The sequence below is a fragment of the Psychrobacter sp. 1Y10 genome (assembly GCF_052259005.1).
Lineage (GTDB): Bacteria > Pseudomonadota > Gammaproteobacteria > Pseudomonadales > Moraxellaceae > Psychrobacter > Psychrobacter saeujeotis.
Genome location: NZ_JBQQES010000003.1, coordinates 127,098 through 147,241 on the forward strand (window position 1 = coordinate 127,098; position 20,144 = coordinate 147,241).

The window sequence follows — 20,144 nt, forward strand, 5'->3', positions numbered from 1 at the left end:
TTTGCCCGTAATTTGTAACCCAAACTGTTTATTATTCAAAATCTCGATCATACATTTGCGCATAATGACCTTGCTTTTGCATAAGCTCATTATGGGTACCAATTTCAACGATTTGCCCGCCGTCCATCACTGCAATACGATCTGCTGACTCAATCGTTGTGAGACGATGCGCAATGACTAAAGTAGTACGATCTTTCATGACATTGTCGAGCGCTTGCTGAATAAAATACTCTGACTCATTATCAAGCGCACTGGTCGCCTCGTCTAATATTAGGATTGGCGCATCTTTTAATAGGGCGCGTGCTATCGATAGGCGCTGGCGTTGACCACCAGACAACTGCAAGCCTTCTGCTCCAATCTGGCTTTGATAGCCTTGCGGCATTTTCATGATAAAGTCGTGAGCAAAGGCATCTTTAGCAGCAGCTTCAACTTCAGCTTGCGACTTAGTCGCTAAACTGCCATAAGCAATGTTATTAAAAACGGTGGTGTTAAATAGTACCACTTGTTGATTAACCATAGCAATTTGCGCACGCAGACTCTCTAAAGTAATGTCTTCAACAGGCATGCCGTCCATCGTAATCTGCCCTGAAGTTGTGGCTAAGGTGCGCGTTAGTAAGTTAACCAAGGATGACTTGCCAGCACCACTACGACCAACCAATGCGACAGTCTCACCTGCCCGTACATCTAAGCTAAAGTCCTGCAACGCGACAGTTGAGTCAGGATAGATTAGGCTAACGTTATCCAACTGAATCTCACCTGACAATGAGGGACTAAGCGTACCCGTATCGCGCTCTTCAGGCTCATCAAGTAATGCAAATATAGACTCACCTGCAGCGATACCTTTTTGCAGTTTTTGGTTGACATCGGTCAATGAACGTACAGGTTTACTTAGAAGACCTGCTGCTGCAATGTAGGATATAAACTCGCCTGCTGAGATATTGTCAATCACCGACGGGCGCAGAGCAAGCCAGACTACCACAGACATCGCCATTGCCATCAACAGCTGCACCGCTGGAGTGTTGATGCTATTGGTAACGACCACTTTCATGCCTTGACGCAGATTCTTTTTTGATGTGACGTTAAAGCGTTGAGCCTCGTAAGCTTGCCCGCCATAGTTTTTTACTACTTGATAACCGCCAATCACCTCATTAGTGATGTGACTCACATCACCCATGGTTTCTTGGATACCTTTGGACAGCTTTAGGTAACGCTTAGAGGCAAAACGAATCAACCATAAGATCGGTGGCAATACCAAAAACAAAATCAACGTCAAGCGCCAATTACTATAAAGTAAAAAACCAATCAAAGCGACGACTGTTAAGCCATCACGCAACACAGTCTTCATAGAGTCGGTACTAGCCGCCGTTACCTGCTCGACATCAAATATTAGTTTGGAAGAGATGGTTCCTGCAGGATTGGCCAGATAAAAAGAGCTTGGCAAGCGTAATAACTTATTAAACACTTGTACCCGTAGCTCATAAACCAGATTTCGTGAGACTAATGCAGAATAATAGTTACCCAAAAAGCTACCAACACCGCGCACAAAGAATAGCGCAATAATCAAAGCAGGAAACCAATTTTGCTTTGCTTGATCGTTTTGATTGATAGCATCGGTGATATATTGTAATAGTTTGGCAATCCAGATCTCTGTTGCCGCATTGATAGCAAACCCTAATACGGTTAAAAGAAGTGCCCACCAGTAGGGTTTTAAATACCTTAACAGACGCAGCAACGTCTTACGCTTAGGCGGACTCGATGGCTGTTCAAGTTTAAGATTGGCAGAGGTTTTAGTTACGTCAGATTGACTCATAAAAGCCTCGGGTCAAATGTTGATAGATGGGTTTGTGACATTCGTCGCATTAGCAGCGTCATTACATACAAAAGAATATGGATGTATAGTCGATACCGAATCAAACCGATACATTGTAACGTAATGTGCAACTGGTATAAATTTTTCTTACTTGCTGTGTCTACGCTGACAGAAGCTGCAAAAAATTTATACCAGTGTCGCTGTATCGTTTTTATAGCGAATTAACTATAGTAATGAGAAAATAGATGGCTCACCACTGCCTACTGCGGCAGTGTTTGACCGAGCGGCATAACAGTACTGATATTCAAATTTAAAAAGCCCAATTTGCCCGCAATATCCATTACTTTTACCACTGATTGATGAGTGGCGTTGGCATCGGCAGCGATAACAAACAAAATGTCCCGCTCATTACCTGCTTCTTGTTGCAACATACTGGTCAGCTCAGCCTCACTATTGTTAGCAAGGCTCATACCATTAACCATATAATTGCCATCCTCTTGTACCGCCACCTCAATACTAGTAGTTTGCTCGACAAGTGCGACACCTTCCGCTTCAGGCAAAACTATATTTAAGCGACTAAAGTGATTGAATGACGTTGCTAATAACAAAAACACGATCAAAAACAGTAAGCAGTCAATCATGGGTGTTAAGTTGATTTCTAGTGGTTCAACGGTAGGCTTTCTAAAACGCATGGCTAATTCTCTGATGACGTAAGGCTAGAAGGCGAAAATACAAGTATCTTCTATGCAGGTTGGTGCGTATTTTCAGTATCAAAACCCAATGTATCACCCAACTGCTCATCGTCTGTATGCTGATTCTTTACTACCGTAGCGGACGGTTGATTGAACGGTAAATGAGCATCAGCCAAGAGTTGATAGTCGTAAAGCTCTTGAATCATCAGTCCAGCTTCAGTCTCAAACCTAGCATTAATATCTACAATCCGGCGCTGAAAATAGCGATAAGCGACGAGCGCTGGTATCGCAACGACCATACCAGCTGCCGTGGTAATCAAAGCTTGCGAGACACCGGCGGCCAGCAAAGTAGGATCCTGCATCGCACCATCTGTAATGGCCAAGAATGAAGATATGATACCCAGTACAGTACCCAATAGACCAAGTAGTGGAGCAATTGCTCCTATTGTACCGAGCATATTAATGTTTTTTTCGAGCTGATGTATCTGTACACTGGCTCTATTTTGCATGTGCATAGTCATTGAGTCTAGACCATACTGACGATATACCAATCCTGTCGCTAAGATATCGCCCAATGGGGTTTTTTCTTTAACATTCATTAACTGAGTGCGACCAATATCGCCATTTTCACGTAGGCGCGTTATTAGTTGCTCACGTAATCTGTCAGGTACGATTTTACTAAACTGTAGCGTACTGCTGCGCTCAATGATAATGATAAGCGTAACTATCGAACATATGACGATTGGCATCATCAGCCAACCACCTGCTTTTACCAACTCCCACATAATGACTCTCTTATATCTTATCTAAAATGTCCAAAAGCTTGCGACCATTATGTAATGAAAGTCATTATTAGCGCAGCATGTACCACAGTACAACATTGACACACTGATTAAGTGTGTTGTTTTTAATACGTCAGTTTCAATGAGTGCATTAGCGCTGCGCTTCTAGCTGTTTGATTAACGCTGCCAGCTCATCTTGATTGTGAAAAAATATCTCTACACTACCCTGACCATCTTTTTTATGCTTAAGTTTTACTTCTGCCCCTAGCATATCTGTGAGGTGCTGCGTTAAACGTTCAGCATCGTGAGACTGTGATTTTTCAGTACGATCGGCTTTGGATACAGGATTTAAGATTGACTTGACCAGCTTTTCAGCCTCTCTTACAGTCATTCCACCATCAATAATTTTTTGTGCAATGATAGGCTGCTGCTCAGAAGATAACGCCAATAACGTACGCGCATGTCCCATGTCTAAAGCGTTATTTGCCAGATGATCTTTTACCGCGTCATGCAACTGATTGAGACGTAGTAAATTTGATACCGTCGTTCGCGCTTTGCCTACCACATCTGCAATCATTGCATGACTCATGCCAAATTCAGTATGAAAGCGCTGTAATGCTGCTGCTTGCTCAATGACTGACAAATCTTCGCGCTGAATATTTTCGATCAATGCAAGTGCAATCGCCAGCTCATCAGATAAAGCGCGTTCAATCGCTGGAATAACTGGTTTACCTGCCATTTTTGCTGCACGCCAACGACGCTCGCCTGCGATGATTTCGTGAGTCACATCGACTGTACTTTTATCCTCATTTGCAAGCAGTGGCCGGATGACAATAGGCTGCATCACTCCGTGTTGTTCGATCGAAGATGCCAGCTCCGCTAACGCCGTTTCACTCATATCACGGCGAGGTTGGTATTTACCTGCTTGCAGTTGGCTTACTGCAATTTGTACCAAACTGATCTGGTCCTCAGAGGCACCACTATCTATTCCATCGCTTGTGGTTCTAGTATTGTGTTTAGAATTATGACGGGTTTTTACGCTATTGCGAGTAGTACGCGGCGTGGTAGGCTCACTTGTGTCCGTAGCTACTTTTTTATTATTTTTTGTCGTCTGAATTTTGCTCTGCGCAGTAGATGATTCTGATGTCTGAGCACTAGAGCTGGCAGTAACCGTATCGTCACCATCACGTGTAACAGAATCGTCTTGCAAAGCAGAGGCGGTAATTTGCTTTTCTTTTTTGATTGATCCTAATAAGGCATCTAAACCTCGATTGGCAGCCAATCCTCGTTTTTTCGCCATGATTACCTATCCTCTAACGCTAAATAAAAGCCAAATGTTTATTAATAAATGCTCACTGATAAATACGCAACTTAGTACTTTATCGCTCAGCTAGCTGATGATTACGTTTGCTATATCTTCTTAATTTTAGCCTCTGCTAACGGCTTTGCTTGATAACTTCAGCTGCCAGTTTTTGATACGCGCGCGCCCCTTTTGACCATCTTTCATAGGCAATCACTGGTAGTCCATGCGCAGGCGCTTCGGCCAAGCGAATGTTTCTTGGGATATGAGTTTTGTACATAATGTCGCCAAAATGAGCTTCGAGTTCGGCAGACACATCGCGCGCTAACGTGTTGCGTGCATCAAACAACGTTCTTACAACCCCTCGAATATACAGTTTAGGGTTGAGCTCGGTTAAGCGTTCAATCGTTTGCGATAAATCAGCCAAACCTTCTAATGCATAATACTCGCATTGCATCGGAATAATGACGCCATCAGTGGCTACCAAAGCATTGATTGTTAACAGGTTTAAACTTGGCGCGCAATCCATAATGACATAATCGTAGGGTCCTTTTTTAGAGCTGGACTGAGCCTCTACTAAATTGGTCATTGCAGTCTGCAATAGCTCATGACTGTTGGTTTGCCCCATTAATGTGACATCCATACCTGCCAACTCACGATTGGCTCCAATCACATCAAAACCTGCCGGACTCATAACAGTCGCATCTTGTAATGAGACATCATCAAGTAGCACATCTGCTATTGTCAATTCTAAATCATTTTTATCAATACCAGTACCACTAGTAGCATTACCTTGTGGATCCAAATCAATCAGCAGTACGCGCTTACGCTTCGCCGCCAAACTGGCAGTCAAATTTACCGCCGTGGTCGTTTTACCAACGCCACCCTTTTGATTTGCAATTGCTATGATTTCCATACACTTACTCAATTTGATTAAGGTCTGTTGCTCGTTTTCGCTTTAATAAACTTTCGTTTTACATTCTTATTGTCATGTTTCACAAAAAATCTGTTCGTAATTTTATTATAATTTACGCAAAATATCACACGAAAACCTTAAGATTAAGGTCTCACGTTTTAGCCATTGTGTTAAATATACACCGAGCTGACCATGCCAAATGTCGCCCAGTTATTAATGTGCTCATAGCTTAGTCATTTTTGGCAGACAATTCAATCAAATGACGACTATCATGTAAACGTGGCACATCAAGAATAACGGTTTTGATTTGCCATTTTTCTTCTAAAACTTGTAGCTCATCATCCGTTGGCATTTTGCCTTTCATAGCGCACAAACGACCACCATTCGCCAATCGCGACTGCGCCACTTCAACAAAGTCTGTTAAGCTTGCAAAAGCTCTAGAAGTGACCACTTCATAAGTCGTTTCATGTGCTTCAATACGTGCAGCAATTGGTTGCACGTTACTCAAACCAAGCTCACTACTAATTTGCTTGATAAAACGAATCTTTTTCTGATTGCTATCGAGTGCAGTACATGAGCGTTCAGGCTGACAAATCGCGATAATAACTGCAGGCAACCCCGCTCCTGTACCGATATCTAGCAGCGACCCTTGAGGCAAATGCGGTATAATAGCCAGACAATCAATGACATGCTTAATTAAGGCTTCGACTGGATCCGTAATCGCGGTCAGATTATACGCTTTATTCCATAGTAAAAGCTGATCTAAGTACAATAATAACGTGCGCTGCTGCGTTTGGCTCAACGTTAGACCCAGCTCTTGCACTGCTTGAGCCAAAATATCAGCAAGCAATGGCAACTGCTTACCAAGTTTTGTAAAACCAGCAGCATCTATGTTTGTATTACTCATGCTCGTAGAAGGTAAAGAGGTTTTAGCAGAAGCTGACATATGGCGAATCATCCAGTTTTGGCATGTGAACCTTCTATTTTATCATGCAGGCCACATATTGAATAGTTGCAGATTGCGCTAATGTCCATCATCTTATACTATCAGCGCTAAGATTAGAGGGTTATTCCCTTATCTTTTTATTTTTTATGTCTTTATATAGGATTGCCGTTTTGTTATTACCTACTCTAGTATTATGTTCGTATGACTCAAAATACTAAGATATCTTGTAAGATATCGTTATTAAAACTTATCACCTTTTAAACTATTACATGATAAATGACCATACGCCTATGACCGAACAGCCGATTGCCTCTACAATGCAACTTTCAGACGATATTGACCTGATGACGACACCTACTGTTGTGACAGATCCTATATCAGTAAAAGCGAAGCACACAGATGACAAACAAGATACTTCATTACCCCATCCGATATTTAGAGCAGTTGATCAACGCTGTCTTATCGCCGCCAAGCAATTGAAACGTTATAGTGCTGCTGATATCCTGCCTACTGACACCCGTACTGCGCCCGATTTGGACATTGGTTTTGGGCAAAAGCGTGCGCTCAAAGCCTTGCACACTGCACTGGATATAAAAGCTAGTGGCTATCACGTCTTTGCCGCTGGCGAAAATGGGCTTGGTAAACGTACCATTATCAGCCGTTTCTTACAGCACATCGCTATGGATGCACCCACACCAGACGACTGGGTCTACGTGCACAATTTTACTGACCCTCGTACCCCTCTAGCGATACGGTTGCCTGCTGGACAAGCGGTATTATTACAACAGCAAATTAGCGACTTATGGACACAGGCAAAAAAACGTCTCAGTCAACGTTTTCGTAGTGACCAATATCAAAGTAAGATCGAGGCGATAAAAAACGACACGCACCAAAAGGAGAGTCTTGCTTACGACGCCCTAAATGCTGAAGGTAAACAATACGACTTGGCGTTGACGTTTCGCGCAGTTGATAATAAAGCGATGTTTGTGCATCCAAGCCAATTGCCTATAGAGGAAAATGATAAAACGACATCTACTACCTCTAAATCCACATCCACCGAGACGACTGAGCCAAGAAATACTGCCACACAAAGTGATTATGAGTCTGAGCTGCATGGCTTTACACAAAAAAATCACATGCAAAAGCGTCTTAGCCAGCTCACTATCGCTTTAGAAAAGCTAGAAGATGAAGCGAATGACGCAATAGAAGCGTTACATCGTAGTATTGCTCGCCGTGCGTTACAACCCTTATTTGCTCCCATACAGGAGCAGTTTGCTAACCTACCAGCTGTTATGAATTATCTTAATGCGATATTCGATGATATGGTGACCCATGTCGAACATATTGTTAATGGCGATGATGAAGAGTTTACTCCTGCTGTACTAGCGACTACCCCTAGCCGATACGCTGTCAATATCATGGTAAATCATGAGCCTGAAAGCGGCGTGCCAGTCATCTTTGAAGATCTGCCTACTCATCTTAATTTATTGGGACATGTCGAGCAAATTACCCAATTGGGCACAGTGACTACCGATGTCAGTATGATAAGAGCTGGCGCACTACACCGAGCAAATGGCGGTTACCTGCTGCTTGAGGCCAGTCACGTACTTGAGCACCCCTATGCTTGGCAAGGTCTAAAACGCGCTCTACAATCACGTAAAATCAAGTTGTCTAGTCTTGAGCAAATGCTGACTTTAACAGGCAGTTTATCACTAGCACCGATGCCAATCGATCTTGATGTTAAAGTGATTTTGCTTGGAGAAGCAGATTTATATTATGAACTACTGGAGCTAGAGCCAGAATTTGATGCTGTGTTCAAAGTTCGTGCTGACTTCCATGATGATGTGACACGTACAGCTGAGCATGAGCTAGCGTTGGTCGCCAAAATGGCGGATATTATCGATTATGCCAACCTATATCCTTTTGACAATAGCGCACAAACTACTCTTCTTGAGCATTTAAGCTTACAAGCTGAAGATCAAGACCGTCTTAGCCTGCACAGTGACCGCCTCATCAAGCTCTTACACGAGTCGAACCGTCATGCACGCCTCAATGAAAAGAGCATCGTCGATGCCAGTCATGTCGTCCAAGCCATCAGTGATATGGATGAGCGCTCAGGATACTTGCGTGATCTATACTGGGATGAGCTAAAAAACGGCCAACAGCTCATCAATACTCAAGGAGAGGCTGTCGGTCAAGTCAACGCCCTTACTGTTGTCAGCTATGCTGATAGTGAGTTTGGCATGCCAGCACGTCTTACTGCTTTGATTCAACCCAACATTGGTACTGGTGAGATTCTCGATATCGAGCGTGATGTCGATTTGGGCGGCAGTTTACATGCTAAAGGTATGTTGATTATGACCAGCTATTTGCGTGCGCTATTTAGCCAACATCATGCGCTAAATTTTAGTGCCTCCCTAGCCTTTGAACAAAGCTACGCTCATATTGATGGCGATAGCGCGACAGTCAGTGAAGCTTGTGCGCTCTTCTCAGCTTTAGCGAATGTACCTATCAACCAATCCTTTGCTATTACAGGCTCTATGAATCAGTTGGGTGAGGTGCAGGCCGTCGGCGGCATAAATGCCAAAATTGCAGGATTTTTTGATGCTTGTCGCGAGCAAGGTATGACAGGTCAACAAGGGGTAGTAATACCAATGGCCAATGTCAGCCAATTGATGTTGCGAGACGATATTATTGCTGCGGTCAAGGCAGGCAGCTTTTCTATTTATGGCGTGCATACGATTAGTGAAGCCTTGACACTGATGACAGGCTTGCCTATCGATACAATGAATAAAAAAGGTCGTTATCGTAAAGATACTTTATTTGGTAAAGTCTTGCGCCGATTGATGATATGGGACGATAATCAAGATACATGTGAGCCTATTGAAGAAAAAGAATCCAAAAAGAAAGCCAACAAGAAACGTAAATCTAAACGTCGTAAGAAAAAGGATAAACAAAAACAGCGTAAAAGCGAGAACGCTGATGACGGTCAATGATGACGCAAACCGAGTATCGTCCTCTTCGGCAATCATTTGCATTCATACTTTGTGTTAAAACTCTTTCGCTAAAATCATTCAGAAGATTGCTGGATGACAATCTTCAAAAGCCAAACTTAAACCTTCTAGACGCTTAAGCTATTTTCTGCGATGATAAACGTCTTTTATGCCAAGCAGGCTATGTTTTAACATGTTACTGTTTATGACAGACTCTATATAGGTTATCTCTCAATGACTGCGCAAAACGCTAACGCAACAGAACTCTCTACCTCTAACGCTCCTGATGAGCAGACAGTACAGCCTGTTTTATCAGCTACCGAAGAAACGGAGAATGTAGCGAACGATACAGCGGCTAGCCGTCATGGAGCGGCGACTACTGCGCGGCAATGGCAAGTGTTGTCACAGCTCCAGCGCAACCGCTGGGTGGGCACGACACATATTTATGAGCAGCTCAAGCTTGCTGGGTTCGATATCAGCTTACGTACAGTACAAAGAGATTTGAACGCTTTGGCCAAACGTTTTCCAATTGAAAAAAATAATGCCAACCCGCAAGGCTGGCGCTGGAAAGACGACGCTCCGCTGCAAAGCTTACCACATATGAATTTATCGCAAGCGGTTGCCTTTAATATGGTGGAAGCAAATCTTACTCAGCTACTTCCGCCAGCTATTTTAGATGAGCTATTCCCATGGTTTGATCTGGCACGGCGACAGCTTAAAAATAGCAAAGTCACGCACTCATGGATAGATCGCGTACGCATTGAAACAGCAACTCAGCCATTAATTGCGCCGCATATTGATTTGGACAGTAAAGACAATATTTATCATGCGCTGTTTTATCAACTACAGATTAAAGCCTGTTATACACGCAGTAACAAGTCAGAGGCCAGTGAGTATGTCTTAAATCCTATTGCTATCATTCAACGTGGCGTGATTATTTATTTGCTCGCCACTCGAACTGATGATCCAAAAGCCATTATCCGTACCTTTGCGCTGCATCGATTTGCTAGTGTTGAAATACTAGATAGCACTGCAGTAACACCAAATGATTTTCACTTAGACAGCTATCTGGACGCCGGTAGCATGGGCTTTACACATCCCCTATTGAGTCAGCTGCCTGATCGAGGTAAAAATACCCCTATTGAACTGCGCTTTACCAAAAGGGCTGGCAAAAGTCTAACAGAAAGTAAGCTGAGTGACGATCAAATCGTGGTGTTTAATGACGATGAAACTTTAACGATTCATGCGACCGTTAATCTGACCTCACAACTGGTTTGGTGGCTGCGCGGTTTTGGAAAAGGCTTATTAGAGGCCAAGCCGCCGCTTCTTTATCAAGTAGTCTTGGACAAAACATCAGACAATGAGTAACAAAATAATCAATAAAAGTTTGAGTAAAAAAAAGGAATACCATGTCATCTACCGCCTCATCACCCCTACTTTCAAAAAGCTTAAGCACGTTGGGCTTGACTGCCGATATGTTGTTTTTTTCGCTCAATTACGAATTTACTAAAACCGAATCCAAAGGTATAATGAAGCGCTTTAAAAAGAGTCAAAGCGCAATGGATATCGATATTGCTTGCATACTATACGACGAGAATTGTACGATCAGTGATATGGTCTGGTTTAAACAACTGCGCGATAAAGCTGAGTCTATCCGTCATCAAGGCGATAGTCTCAATGGCAAAGATCGTGGTGAGCAAGCGTTGTACAATGCGCCAATGGATCAAGAACAGATCCGTCTGTATCTAGATAAGGTTCCATCTCATATCAGTCATATAGGGTTGCTTGCAAGCTCATATCATGGCGAACCTTTTGGCAAGATAGAGGCCGGTGAGATCCATCTAAGCGACGACGAAGGCAACTACGCTTTTAAGGTCAATCTCAAGCAACTGCCACGTGATTGCAGTGCAGTTTGGGTCGCAGGTTTGCGCCGTGATATTGATGATTGGCACTTAACCTTACAAAATCTTCCACTCTCTGAAACTGACCTACAAAAAGCAGCTCAACAAGTTGCACATGAGCTTGCACGTGCTTTGCCCATCCCAGCACTGCATACCACCAATTAAAGCTCACAATGTTATCAAGAAAAACGCTATTCCAATGGCTCTCCGCAATTAGGACAAAAATTCTTTTTGCGCACTTCTTGTTCGCGGCGCTCAAGCTCTTGTTCACGTAGGACTTGCAACACAATATCTTGTGCTTGCTCTTTATCCAATCCAAGCTCACGGCGAATCTTATCAATCATCACTTGGTTTTGCACTAAGTCAAAATCACCATCTACTAGCTGTTCGCGAAAGTGTTGCTCAAGCTCATCTCGTCGCTGGGCAAGCTCATTGGCGAGACCTGTTGCCAAAATACCAGCTGGTAATGCTGCCAGACCCACACCTAAAATAGTAATGATTGCCCCTAATATCTTACCTGCATTGGTAATTGGCGTCACATCGCCATAACCGACAGTTGTAAGTGTGACAACAGCCCACCACATCGCTTTGGGTATCGATTCAAACTCTTCTGGCTGTGCATGGTTTTCTACTAAATAAATACCGCTAGATGCCGTTACAATCATAATTATCAAAATAAAAATGACGGCTTGGAATGAGCCTTTTTCTTTACTAATAACAACTAGTAAGATACGCATTGAGGCAAAATAACGTGTGAGCTTTAGGATTCTAAACAGACGTAGGATTCTAAGAAAACGCAGATCGAAGCTGACAAAGAAGTTTAAAAATGCAGGAACAATCGCTATCAAATCGATCAAAGCTGATGGACTTTTTATCCACTCCCAGCGTTGACGCCAAGTAGTATTATCTGGCTTGGCTTCAGCCACACTCCAAAAACGTAATAAATACTCAATAGAGAACACCACAATTGAGAAATTTTCAAACAACGTAAAGTATTCTTGATAAGGGTAATACCATTGATCAACAGACTCAGCAATCACTGCTGCAACGTTGGTCATGATCAAAAAAATTAAAAAATAATCAACATAACGACTAAATAAGGTATCGTGATCATCATTTTGCAAGACATCATATACAAAGTGACGCAGGCGCCGTATAGATTGGAATAGCATGCCGTCCCTATGCGGTAAAATACCGTGATTGAATGAATAAAAAGTAAAAAATATAATCGTTAATTTATTAAACGAGCGAACAGACATACGTATTTTACGTATAGAAGAATAAGGTCGCTTCTACAATAAACGAATCAATCATACAAAATTTGCATACGATATATATATCAAAGCCAGTAGTAACATAATAGTAATAGCCAAACTTATATGCAAAAACTGTAGTTCCATCCGAGAGCTACTACTCGAGCTTGCTGCAGGCACCAGTGATAACCCGCATTCAGAACAGCTGTTATCAGCTTGATTCAATATAATCAATGAATATGCGTTTGTACAACGCATAGGAGAATTACTACAATAGCCAGTCATAAATATATTGTCGCTCCTGTCACTTGTACTACTTTATAAAAATACTTTAATAGATCTTTTCGTTGTCTAAAATGTTCTTATCTATATTAGATAAGAATATAGAATAACGACTAAAATCAATATATATAGCCTATAACACTCTTTTATCTGTTACCACAGATAATTTGCATAAATCCTAAAGACTTATTCTACTTCTAACTTTTCACGTTATAAATAATATTTGGATACTATTGGTTAGATAATAGACGTTATTCACTATTAAAGACTTATTTACTACCATATATCAGGTATTTTGCTTATTACGCTTCACAGCCCTACTCTTAGTAAGGGATATGTATTATAATGAAACAAGTTAGTTACATTTTATAAAATAAGTGTGATTATTCCTTATAAGTAATTAATGTAATCCCTCATTGAATACTTACTTTCCATCATTTATTAGTTCAAGGAACCACCCGATGAAACTACAATCCCTAGTTTTAGCAACTGCTACTGCACTTACCATGACTACTGCTTTTGCTGTCCCTGCTGGTACTTGGACCGTTGCTGCTGGCGCCCATATGGTTGATCCAAAAAGCGATAACGGTACAGTATTAAATGATGCCTACTCTGTAGATGTAGACAGCGATATTCGTCCAACGGTCAGCGGCGAGTACTTTGTTGCAAACAATATCGGGGTTGAATTGCTAGCTGCTGTTCCGTTTCATCATGACATCACTTTAACTGATGCTAATGATAATGAAATTGAAGGTAAAACTCAGCATTTACCGCCTACTCTATCTGTACAGTATCACTTCGATGGCTATAACATGCCAATGAACGTAAAACCATTTGTTGGTGTTGGTGTTAACTACACGACTTTCTTTAAAGAAAGAATCTATCTTGGTAATGGCAACGATTTAGAGTTAGATGATAGCGTTGGTATCGCCGGTCATATTGGTCTTGATATTCCATTTGCAGAGACAGAGTCTTTCCGTATTGACGCTCGTTACATGGATATTAAAACAGATGCTAGCTTAAACGGCACTGACATTGGTGAAGTAGACATCAGTCCTTGGGTATATGGCGTAGCTTTCGTTAAACAGTTCTAAATTAGCGCAGCCATAAGATAAAGATACACCTTAAAAGCCAGCTTGATTGCTGGCTTTTTTGTGTCTGATGATTGGTGTAAAAATATCAATACCATAAAAAAGACCGCCCGTAGACGATCTTTTAAACATACTACTCATAACTACTCAATGAGCTTTTCTATAGCAAGATACGACGCGGGTCAGCCAATAAACTTGCAACATAACGAGTAAATACGGCCGCATCAGCACCATTAATCACGCGGTGATCATAAGATAATGATAATGGTAGCATCAAGCGCGGCTCAAAGGTCTGCTTATCCGCATTCCAGCGCGGCTGCATTGTTGCTTCAGAAGCACCCAATATACCTACTTGTGGCCAATTGACCAATGGCGTAAATGACGTTCCACCCAAAACACCTTGGCTCGAAATCGTAAAGCTAGCCCCTTGCAAGTCCTTGGTGCTAAGCTTTTTATCACGCGCTTTTACAGCCAGCTCGCCGATCTCAATCGCAATTTGCTTGATGCCTTTGTCTTGCGCATTTTTAATCACTGGCACAATCAGACCGTCGTCAGTCGCTACTGCAATACCCATATTGACGCTTTTACGCAAGATAATTTGCGTATTATCATCACTTAGATGACTGTTAAAACGCGGATGCTGAGTAAGCGCATAGGCAGTTGCTTTAACGATGAAGGCTAGAATAGTCAGACCAATACCTTCTTTTTTCATACCGCCTTTTAGCTCGCCACGTAGCTTTTCAGTCTCTGTAATATCTGATACATCAAACTGAGTAACCTGCGGCAGGTAGGTATTGTAATTAAGCTGCGGTATCGAGACCTTTTGTAGACGAGTAAGGTCTTGTATTTCAGTCTCGCCCCAAATTTCAGTATTACTCATGTCTGGCAGTGCAGGCAAACTTGCACGCGTACTACCATCACTAGCTGATGCGACCTGCTGTTTGTTGGTCATCAGCTTATTGACATGTGCGAACAGATCTTCTTTTAAGATACGATCATTTAGCGCAGTACCAGTTACGTTGGTAATGTCTACACCCAGTTCGCGAGCAAGCTTGCGAACAGCAGGTCCGGCATATACTTCTGCTGATTTTTCGTTAACTTCAGCTTCACTTAACTTGTTGCTTGCTGTATTTGTAGCAGCACTCGCTTTATCAGCATCTGCTTTAACCGGCGCTTGCTTAGGTTCACCTGACGTTTGCGAAGCTTGCTTATTTGGACGTGCCGTTTCAGAAGTCGTTGATGCGGCGGCTTTAGGCTCGTCACTACTATCACTCGTGCCACTACCAACGATGATAATAAAGTCTTGACCATTGGCGACCATGTCACCCGCTTGTACCAAGATTTTTTCAATCTTACCATCTTCTGGTGCTGGCACTTCGACCGAGGCTTTATCAGACTCAATTAGTAATATTGACTGATCAGCGGTAACCGTATCGCCCACACTAACCATAATTTCAGCTACTTGTGCTTCATCAACGCCTAAGTCTGGTAATTGATAGGTAGACGCCGATCCTGACGCTGTAGCTGCAGGCTTGTCATTACTTTCAGACTCACTTGATTCTTCAGCAGTAGGCTTAGCTTCTGGCTCTTTACTACCTTCATCGCTATCTTTACTTGCCTCACTGTCTTTATTTGAGTCAGATTTGTCTTGGCTGTTATTATCTGTTGCGTCTGCCGCATCACTTTCAAGCTCGATAAGTACCATACCTTCGCTAACTTGATCACCAACAGCAACACTAACCTTAATCACTTTACCAGCAGCAGAGCTCGGTACTTCTACCGAGGCCTTGTCTGATTCTAATAAAACGATATTATCGTCTTTTTCGATGATGTCGCCAACCTGTACCATAATTTCACTGACTTCGGCACTATCGACACCCAAATCGGGGGCTTTAATTTCCATCCTTTCTCTCCTTGTCTATAGGTATTATTCTTTGACGTCACCATCATTGAGTAAATTGGCATCGGCTTGATCTTCAGCACGGCCTTCATTACTGATTTCGTCATCGTCTTCACCGACAAACTCAGGTACAGGTTTCGGGTGGACATTATCAGATGCTGGAGCTGGTGCATCTGGGAAATGATCATAATAAGGCTGTTGCTGCCATGCTGGCGGCTGATCTACTTCAATACCAAAGCTTGAAATAGCATCTTTTACCAAACGCATCTCAACTTCGCCCTCATCTGCCAAGCATTTGAGTGTAGCTACTACAATATGGGCTGCATCAACGTGGAAGAAACTACGTAGTTGCTCACGCGTGTCTGAACGTCCAAAGCCATCTGTACCAAGCGTGGTGTAAGGACGGTTATCTGGTAACCATGCACGGATTTGCTCTGAATAATTACGCATATAATCAGTTGCAGCGACTACGATACCTTCGTGCGGCGCAAGCTGCTCTGTTACCCATGAGACTTTTTCTTCTTCCATAGGATGCAAACGGTTGTAATCATCACAAGCCATACCATCACGAGTCAACTCATTAAAGCTGGTCACGCTCCATACGTTAGATGTGATATTAAACTCATCTTTTAGTATTTTTGATGCTTTTTGGACTTCACGCAAGATCACACCAGAACCTAACAGCTGAACTTGAGTTGAACCATTGTCTTCAAGCAAGTACATACCACGTTTAATACCTTCCTCACTTCCTTCAGGCATCGCAGGTTGCTCATAGTTCTCATTCATTAAGGTCAAGTAGTAGTAAACACGCTCACCTTCGCCATACATTCGGCGCAGACCATCATGCATCACTACTGCCAGCTCATAACCAAAGCAAGGATCATAAGTCACGCAATTAGGTACCACATTAAATAGTAACTGCGAATGGCCATCTTGATGCTGCAAACCTTCACCGTTTAAGGTAGTACGACCAGCAGTTGCACCCAATAAGAAGCCTTGAGCCTGACAATCGCCTGCCGCCCAAGCCAAATCACCAATGCGTTGGAAACCAAACATTGAGTAGTAAATATACATCGGAATCATCGGCAGCGCATTGACAGAATAACTGGTTGCCAAAGCAATCCATGCACTCATCGCACCCGCTTCATTGATACCTTCTTCTAACATATGACCATCGATGGCTTCTTTATAGCCCATCAAGGCTTCACTATCTTCTGGCGTGTACTTTTGTCCAACGGCAGAATAAATACCCAATTGACGGAACATACCTTCTAAACCAAAGGTACGCGCTTCATCAGGTACAATTGGCACTACACGGTCTTGAATGTCTTTATTCTTTAACATTGCTGATAATAGACGTACAAATACCATGGTAGTCGATTGCTCTTTACCTTTACTGCCTTGTAGCACACGATCAAAAATCGATAACTCAGGAATATTAAGCGGGATATGACCACTACGGCGATTTGGCAAATGACCACCCAACGCTTCACGGCGACCTTTGAGATACTTCATCTCCGCTGAACCTTCTTCAGGGCGATAAAATGGCAGGGTCTCTAGTTGCTCATCGGTAAATGGCAAATCAAAACGATCACGGAAATACACCAACGCTTCTTGATCAAGCTTCTTAACTTGATGTGATTTATTGACCGCTTGGGTGGTGGATAAACCATAACCTTTAACTGTCTTAACCAATACAACGGTTGGCTGACCTTTGGTTTTCATGGCCTCACTAAATGCAGCATACACTTTCATAGGATCGTGACCACCACGGTTCAAACGTGAGAGATCCTCATCCGTTAATTCATCTGCCATTTCTTTTAATTCAGGATATTTATTAAAGAAATGTTCGCGAGTGAAGTCAGGCGTTCGGGCTTCATAAAGCTGATATTCGCCATCGACTGCTTCTTCCATACGATGTTTCAGCACACCAGTATCATCATTAGCAAGTAGACTATCCCAATTACCACCCCAGATAACCTTAATCACTCGCCAGCCAGCACCGCGGAATACAGACTCTAGCTCTTGGATGATTTTGCCGTTACCACGTACCGGACCATCAAGACGCTGTAAGTTACAGTTGACGACCCAAATCAGATTATCAAGCTTTTCACGGCCAGCAAGTGAGATGGCACCCAAGCTTTCTGGCTCATCGGTTTCACCATCGCCTAAGAATGCCCAAATCTTACGGCCTTCTTTTTCAAGCAATTTACGGTTTTCCATATAGCGATGCACATGCGCATGATAAATTGACATGATCGGACCCAGACCCATCGAGACGGTTGGGAACTGCCAGTAGTCCGGCATCAAATATGGATGTGGATAGCTAGATAGACCTTTGCCACCTACTTCGCGGCGAAAGTTATCAAGTTGCTCTTCAGTCAGACGACCTTCTAAATAAGAGCGGGCATAAATACCAGGTGCTGAGTGACCTTGATAGTAAATCATATCACCACCGAAGTGGTCACTAGCAGCGCGGAAGAAATGGTTAAAACCAGTCTCATAAAGCGTCGCACTAGACGCAAATGAGGCCAAGTGACCACCCAAATCGTCATCGTTTTTATTAGCGCGCATTACCATTGCCAAGGCATTGTAACGAATCAAGGCGCGAATCTTACGCTCAATACTTAAATCGCCGGGATACATTGGCTCGTCTTCAACCGCAATGGTGTTGATATAAGCAGTATCAAGGCGATTAAATGGTAGGCCTTCTTGTACGCCCATGTTATACAGCGCTTTTAACAAAAATTGGGCACGGTCTTTATCAGCGTGCTTGATGACGGACTCAAACGCATCCAACCATTCTTGCGTTTCGGTGCTATCAGCATCCTTATAATAATTCATCTTTGTTTGTCCTTTTATATCAGTCATTCCCACCTTATGGTAGGGGGTTATTAAATAATATGTGATGAGAGATGGGTTACTTTACGACGTCCTTGCTGCGCTCAAGCACTCCATTGTCCTATGCAAGTATATGAAAAATTTTTTTTGTAATTGAACAAACAATAAGCACAAATACAATATCAATCATATATTTACTTTGATTGTTAAAATCAGTTGTCAACCATACTCAAAATGTCTATAGGTATGATCATAAAATAATTATAGGCATCCATTATAAGCGCTTATTACTTAAATGTTTATGGCTGTAGAGAAATGACAACATAACAAGTATTTTGTAAATAAATAGCGATTAGTTTTTTTTAAAATGTTAGCAAAATATACGTTTCGTTCTTTGTATCTATATCTTAATGATACTTAGACATCCACTGTATTTATTCTATAGTTGACGGAATTTTCATCGTGTCAAGTCAACCAGCAATAATTTGGTGGGGTTATAGCCAACAATGCTGCCTTAGTATCGAACAAAGAGCAAGCGGCAAACGGTTGTAGCATTATTCAAAAAAGAAAATTGTAGTAGCTATATTTGATCTAACTAAATTTTTACTTTTTATCATTTTAATTAAAGAACTATGAACCCAATATTGATAATAAAAACTTAAATAAGGTTGATTTTTAACCGCTACCGCTTAACAAGTCCAAAACTCCATCCATCTGATTTCGGGCGCAATAGCAGTAATTTGCGTTTATATTCTTTATTAACTATATAAAGACACTTAACGAGTCTTATTAATATAAATATACATTTTACAACATGAAATGTACGTATACCTTTTGTCTGTAGAAAGGCAATAAAGTTATTCGTATTTTCAGAAAAGCTAGATTTACACCATATCAAGGCTTTTGTAATGCCGGTATCAACAAGTCGAGAAAGGAGTTAATTATGATTATAGCTGCCAAACGTTATCTAAGAATACTAATGACAACCACGATAGTATCTACAGCGTTCTTTCATACCGCTCAAGCAGCTGATGCATTAAAGATGGAACTACAAGCTACTAAAATTATAAAAAATGCTGATGGCAAAGCTCGTTATGTCGTTGCATCAAACGCTCAAAAGGGTGAGACCGTACAATACCGTGCCACCTATACCAATACTATCAGTCAGCCAATTAGTAATGTCGCTGTAACCCTGCCTATTCCTGCCAATATGACCTTTACTGGTGAAGCACAACCAAAAAGTGCGCAAGCGACTATCGACGGTAAAAACTATGCAGATATACCACTTATACGCAAAGTAGATGGCAAAGCCGTCAGGGTACCATTGACCGAATATAAAGCATTACGCTGGAATATTAAATGGCTTCCTGCCAACAAACTGGCAGACGTATCTCTCAATACTATTATCAATTAATAATTTTAACCACTTTTTGCAAT

General features: G+C 42.1%; 14 protein-coding genes. 5 read left to right on the plus strand and 9 right to left on the minus strand.

Annotated elements, in window-relative coordinates; all coding sequences use genetic code 11:
• Nucleotides 1-31: 31 nt before the first annotated feature.
• The 6 genes from msbA to rsmG all read right to left on the minus strand — a co-directional run bounded on the left by msbA (nt 32) and on the right by rsmG (nt 6,446).
• A complete protein-coding gene (msbA, locus tag ACTXGH_RS06300; RefSeq protein ID WP_439295994.1) occupies nt 32-1,810 on the minus strand; it encodes a lipid A export permease/ATP-binding protein MsbA in 1,779 nt (592 codons plus the stop codon).
• Between the two features lie 260 nt (nt 1,811-2,070).
• The gene (locus tag ACTXGH_RS06305) at nt 2,071-2,502 is read right to left on the minus strand and encodes an ExbD/TolR family protein (RefSeq protein WP_439295995.1); all 432 of its coding nucleotides are present in this window, start codon (nt 2,500-2,502) and stop codon (nt 2,071-2,073) included.
• Nucleotides 2,503-2,552: 50 nt separating this feature from the next.
• Nucleotides 2,553-3,287, minus strand: a complete 735-nt coding sequence (locus ACTXGH_RS06310) for a MotA/TolQ/ExbB proton channel family protein (protein WP_439295996.1) — start codon at nt 3,285-3,287, stop codon at nt 2,553-2,555.
• A gap of 148 nt (nt 3,288-3,435) precedes the next feature.
• Complete coding sequence (locus tag ACTXGH_RS06315) at nt 3,436-4,584, minus strand: ParB/RepB/Spo0J family partition protein (RefSeq protein WP_439295997.1); 1,149 nt, start codon at nt 4,582-4,584, stop codon at nt 3,436-3,438.
• A gap of 136 nt (nt 4,585-4,720) precedes the next feature.
• Nucleotides 4,721-5,500: a ParA family protein gene (locus tag ACTXGH_RS06320; RefSeq protein WP_439295998.1), complete on the minus strand. Its 780-nt coding sequence runs from the start codon at nt 5,498-5,500 to the stop codon at nt 4,721-4,723.
• Nucleotides 5,501-5,729: 229 nt separating this feature from the next.
• A complete protein-coding gene (gene rsmG / locus ACTXGH_RS06325) occupies nt 5,730-6,446 on the minus strand; it encodes a 16S rRNA (guanine(527)-N(7))-methyltransferase RsmG (protein WP_439295999.1) in 717 nt (238 codons plus the stop codon).
• Between the two features lie 290 nt (nt 6,447-6,736).
• Between rsmG and ACTXGH_RS06330 the strand changes: the two genes are divergently transcribed.
• From ACTXGH_RS06330 to ACTXGH_RS06340, 3 genes are all read left to right on the plus strand, one after another.
• A complete protein-coding gene (locus ACTXGH_RS06330) occupies nt 6,737-9,442 on the plus strand; it encodes an AAA family ATPase (RefSeq protein WP_439296000.1) in 2,706 nt (901 codons plus the stop codon).
• 231 nt (nt 9,443-9,673) lie between these two features.
• Nucleotides 9,674-10,807 carry a helix-turn-helix transcriptional regulator gene (locus ACTXGH_RS06335; RefSeq protein ID WP_439260731.1) on the plus strand — a complete coding sequence of 378 codons (1,134 nt, stop codon included), beginning with the start codon at nt 9,674-9,676 and terminating at the stop codon, nt 10,805-10,807.
• Nucleotides 10,808-10,848: 41 nt separating this feature from the next.
• On the plus strand, nt 10,849-11,505 hold the full coding sequence (locus ACTXGH_RS06340; protein ID WP_439260730.1) for a TerD family protein: 657 nt from the start codon (nt 10,849-10,851) through the stop codon (nt 11,503-11,505).
• Between the two features lie 26 nt (nt 11,506-11,531).
• On the opposite strand, the gene ACTXGH_RS06345 is transcribed toward ACTXGH_RS06340, so the two are convergent.
• Nucleotides 11,532-12,512, minus strand: coding sequence for an ion transporter (locus ACTXGH_RS06345; RefSeq protein WP_299216111.1), 981 nt, complete (start codon nt 12,510-12,512; stop codon nt 11,532-11,534).
• 824 nt (nt 12,513-13,336) lie between these two features.
• On the opposite strand from ACTXGH_RS06345, the gene ACTXGH_RS06350 reads away from it, so the two are divergent.
• A complete protein-coding gene (locus ACTXGH_RS06350) occupies nt 13,337-13,969 on the plus strand; it encodes an OmpW/AlkL family protein (protein WP_439260729.1) in 633 nt (210 codons plus the stop codon).
• Nucleotides 13,970-14,126: 157 nt separating this feature from the next.
• Here ACTXGH_RS06350 and ACTXGH_RS06355 read toward each other — a convergent pair whose 3' ends face one another.
• Both ACTXGH_RS06355 and aceE read right to left on the minus strand, forming a co-directional pair.
• Complete coding sequence (locus ACTXGH_RS06355) at nt 14,127-15,869, minus strand: 2-oxo acid dehydrogenase subunit E2 (protein WP_439296001.1); 1,743 nt, start codon at nt 15,867-15,869, stop codon at nt 14,127-14,129.
• A gap of 24 nt (nt 15,870-15,893) precedes the next feature.
• The gene (gene aceE, locus ACTXGH_RS06360) at nt 15,894-18,710 is read right to left on the minus strand and encodes a pyruvate dehydrogenase (acetyl-transferring), homodimeric type (protein ID WP_299216120.1); all 2,817 of its coding nucleotides are present in this window, start codon (nt 18,708-18,710) and stop codon (nt 15,894-15,896) included.
• Between the two features lie 940 nt (nt 18,711-19,650).
• Here aceE and ACTXGH_RS06365 point away from each other — a divergent pair.
• Nucleotides 19,651-20,121 carry a hypothetical protein gene (locus ACTXGH_RS06365; protein WP_439296002.1) on the plus strand — a complete coding sequence of 157 codons (471 nt, stop codon included), beginning with the start codon at nt 19,651-19,653 and terminating at the stop codon, nt 20,119-20,121.
• The last annotated feature ends 23 nt before the right edge of the window (nt 20,122-20,144 follow it).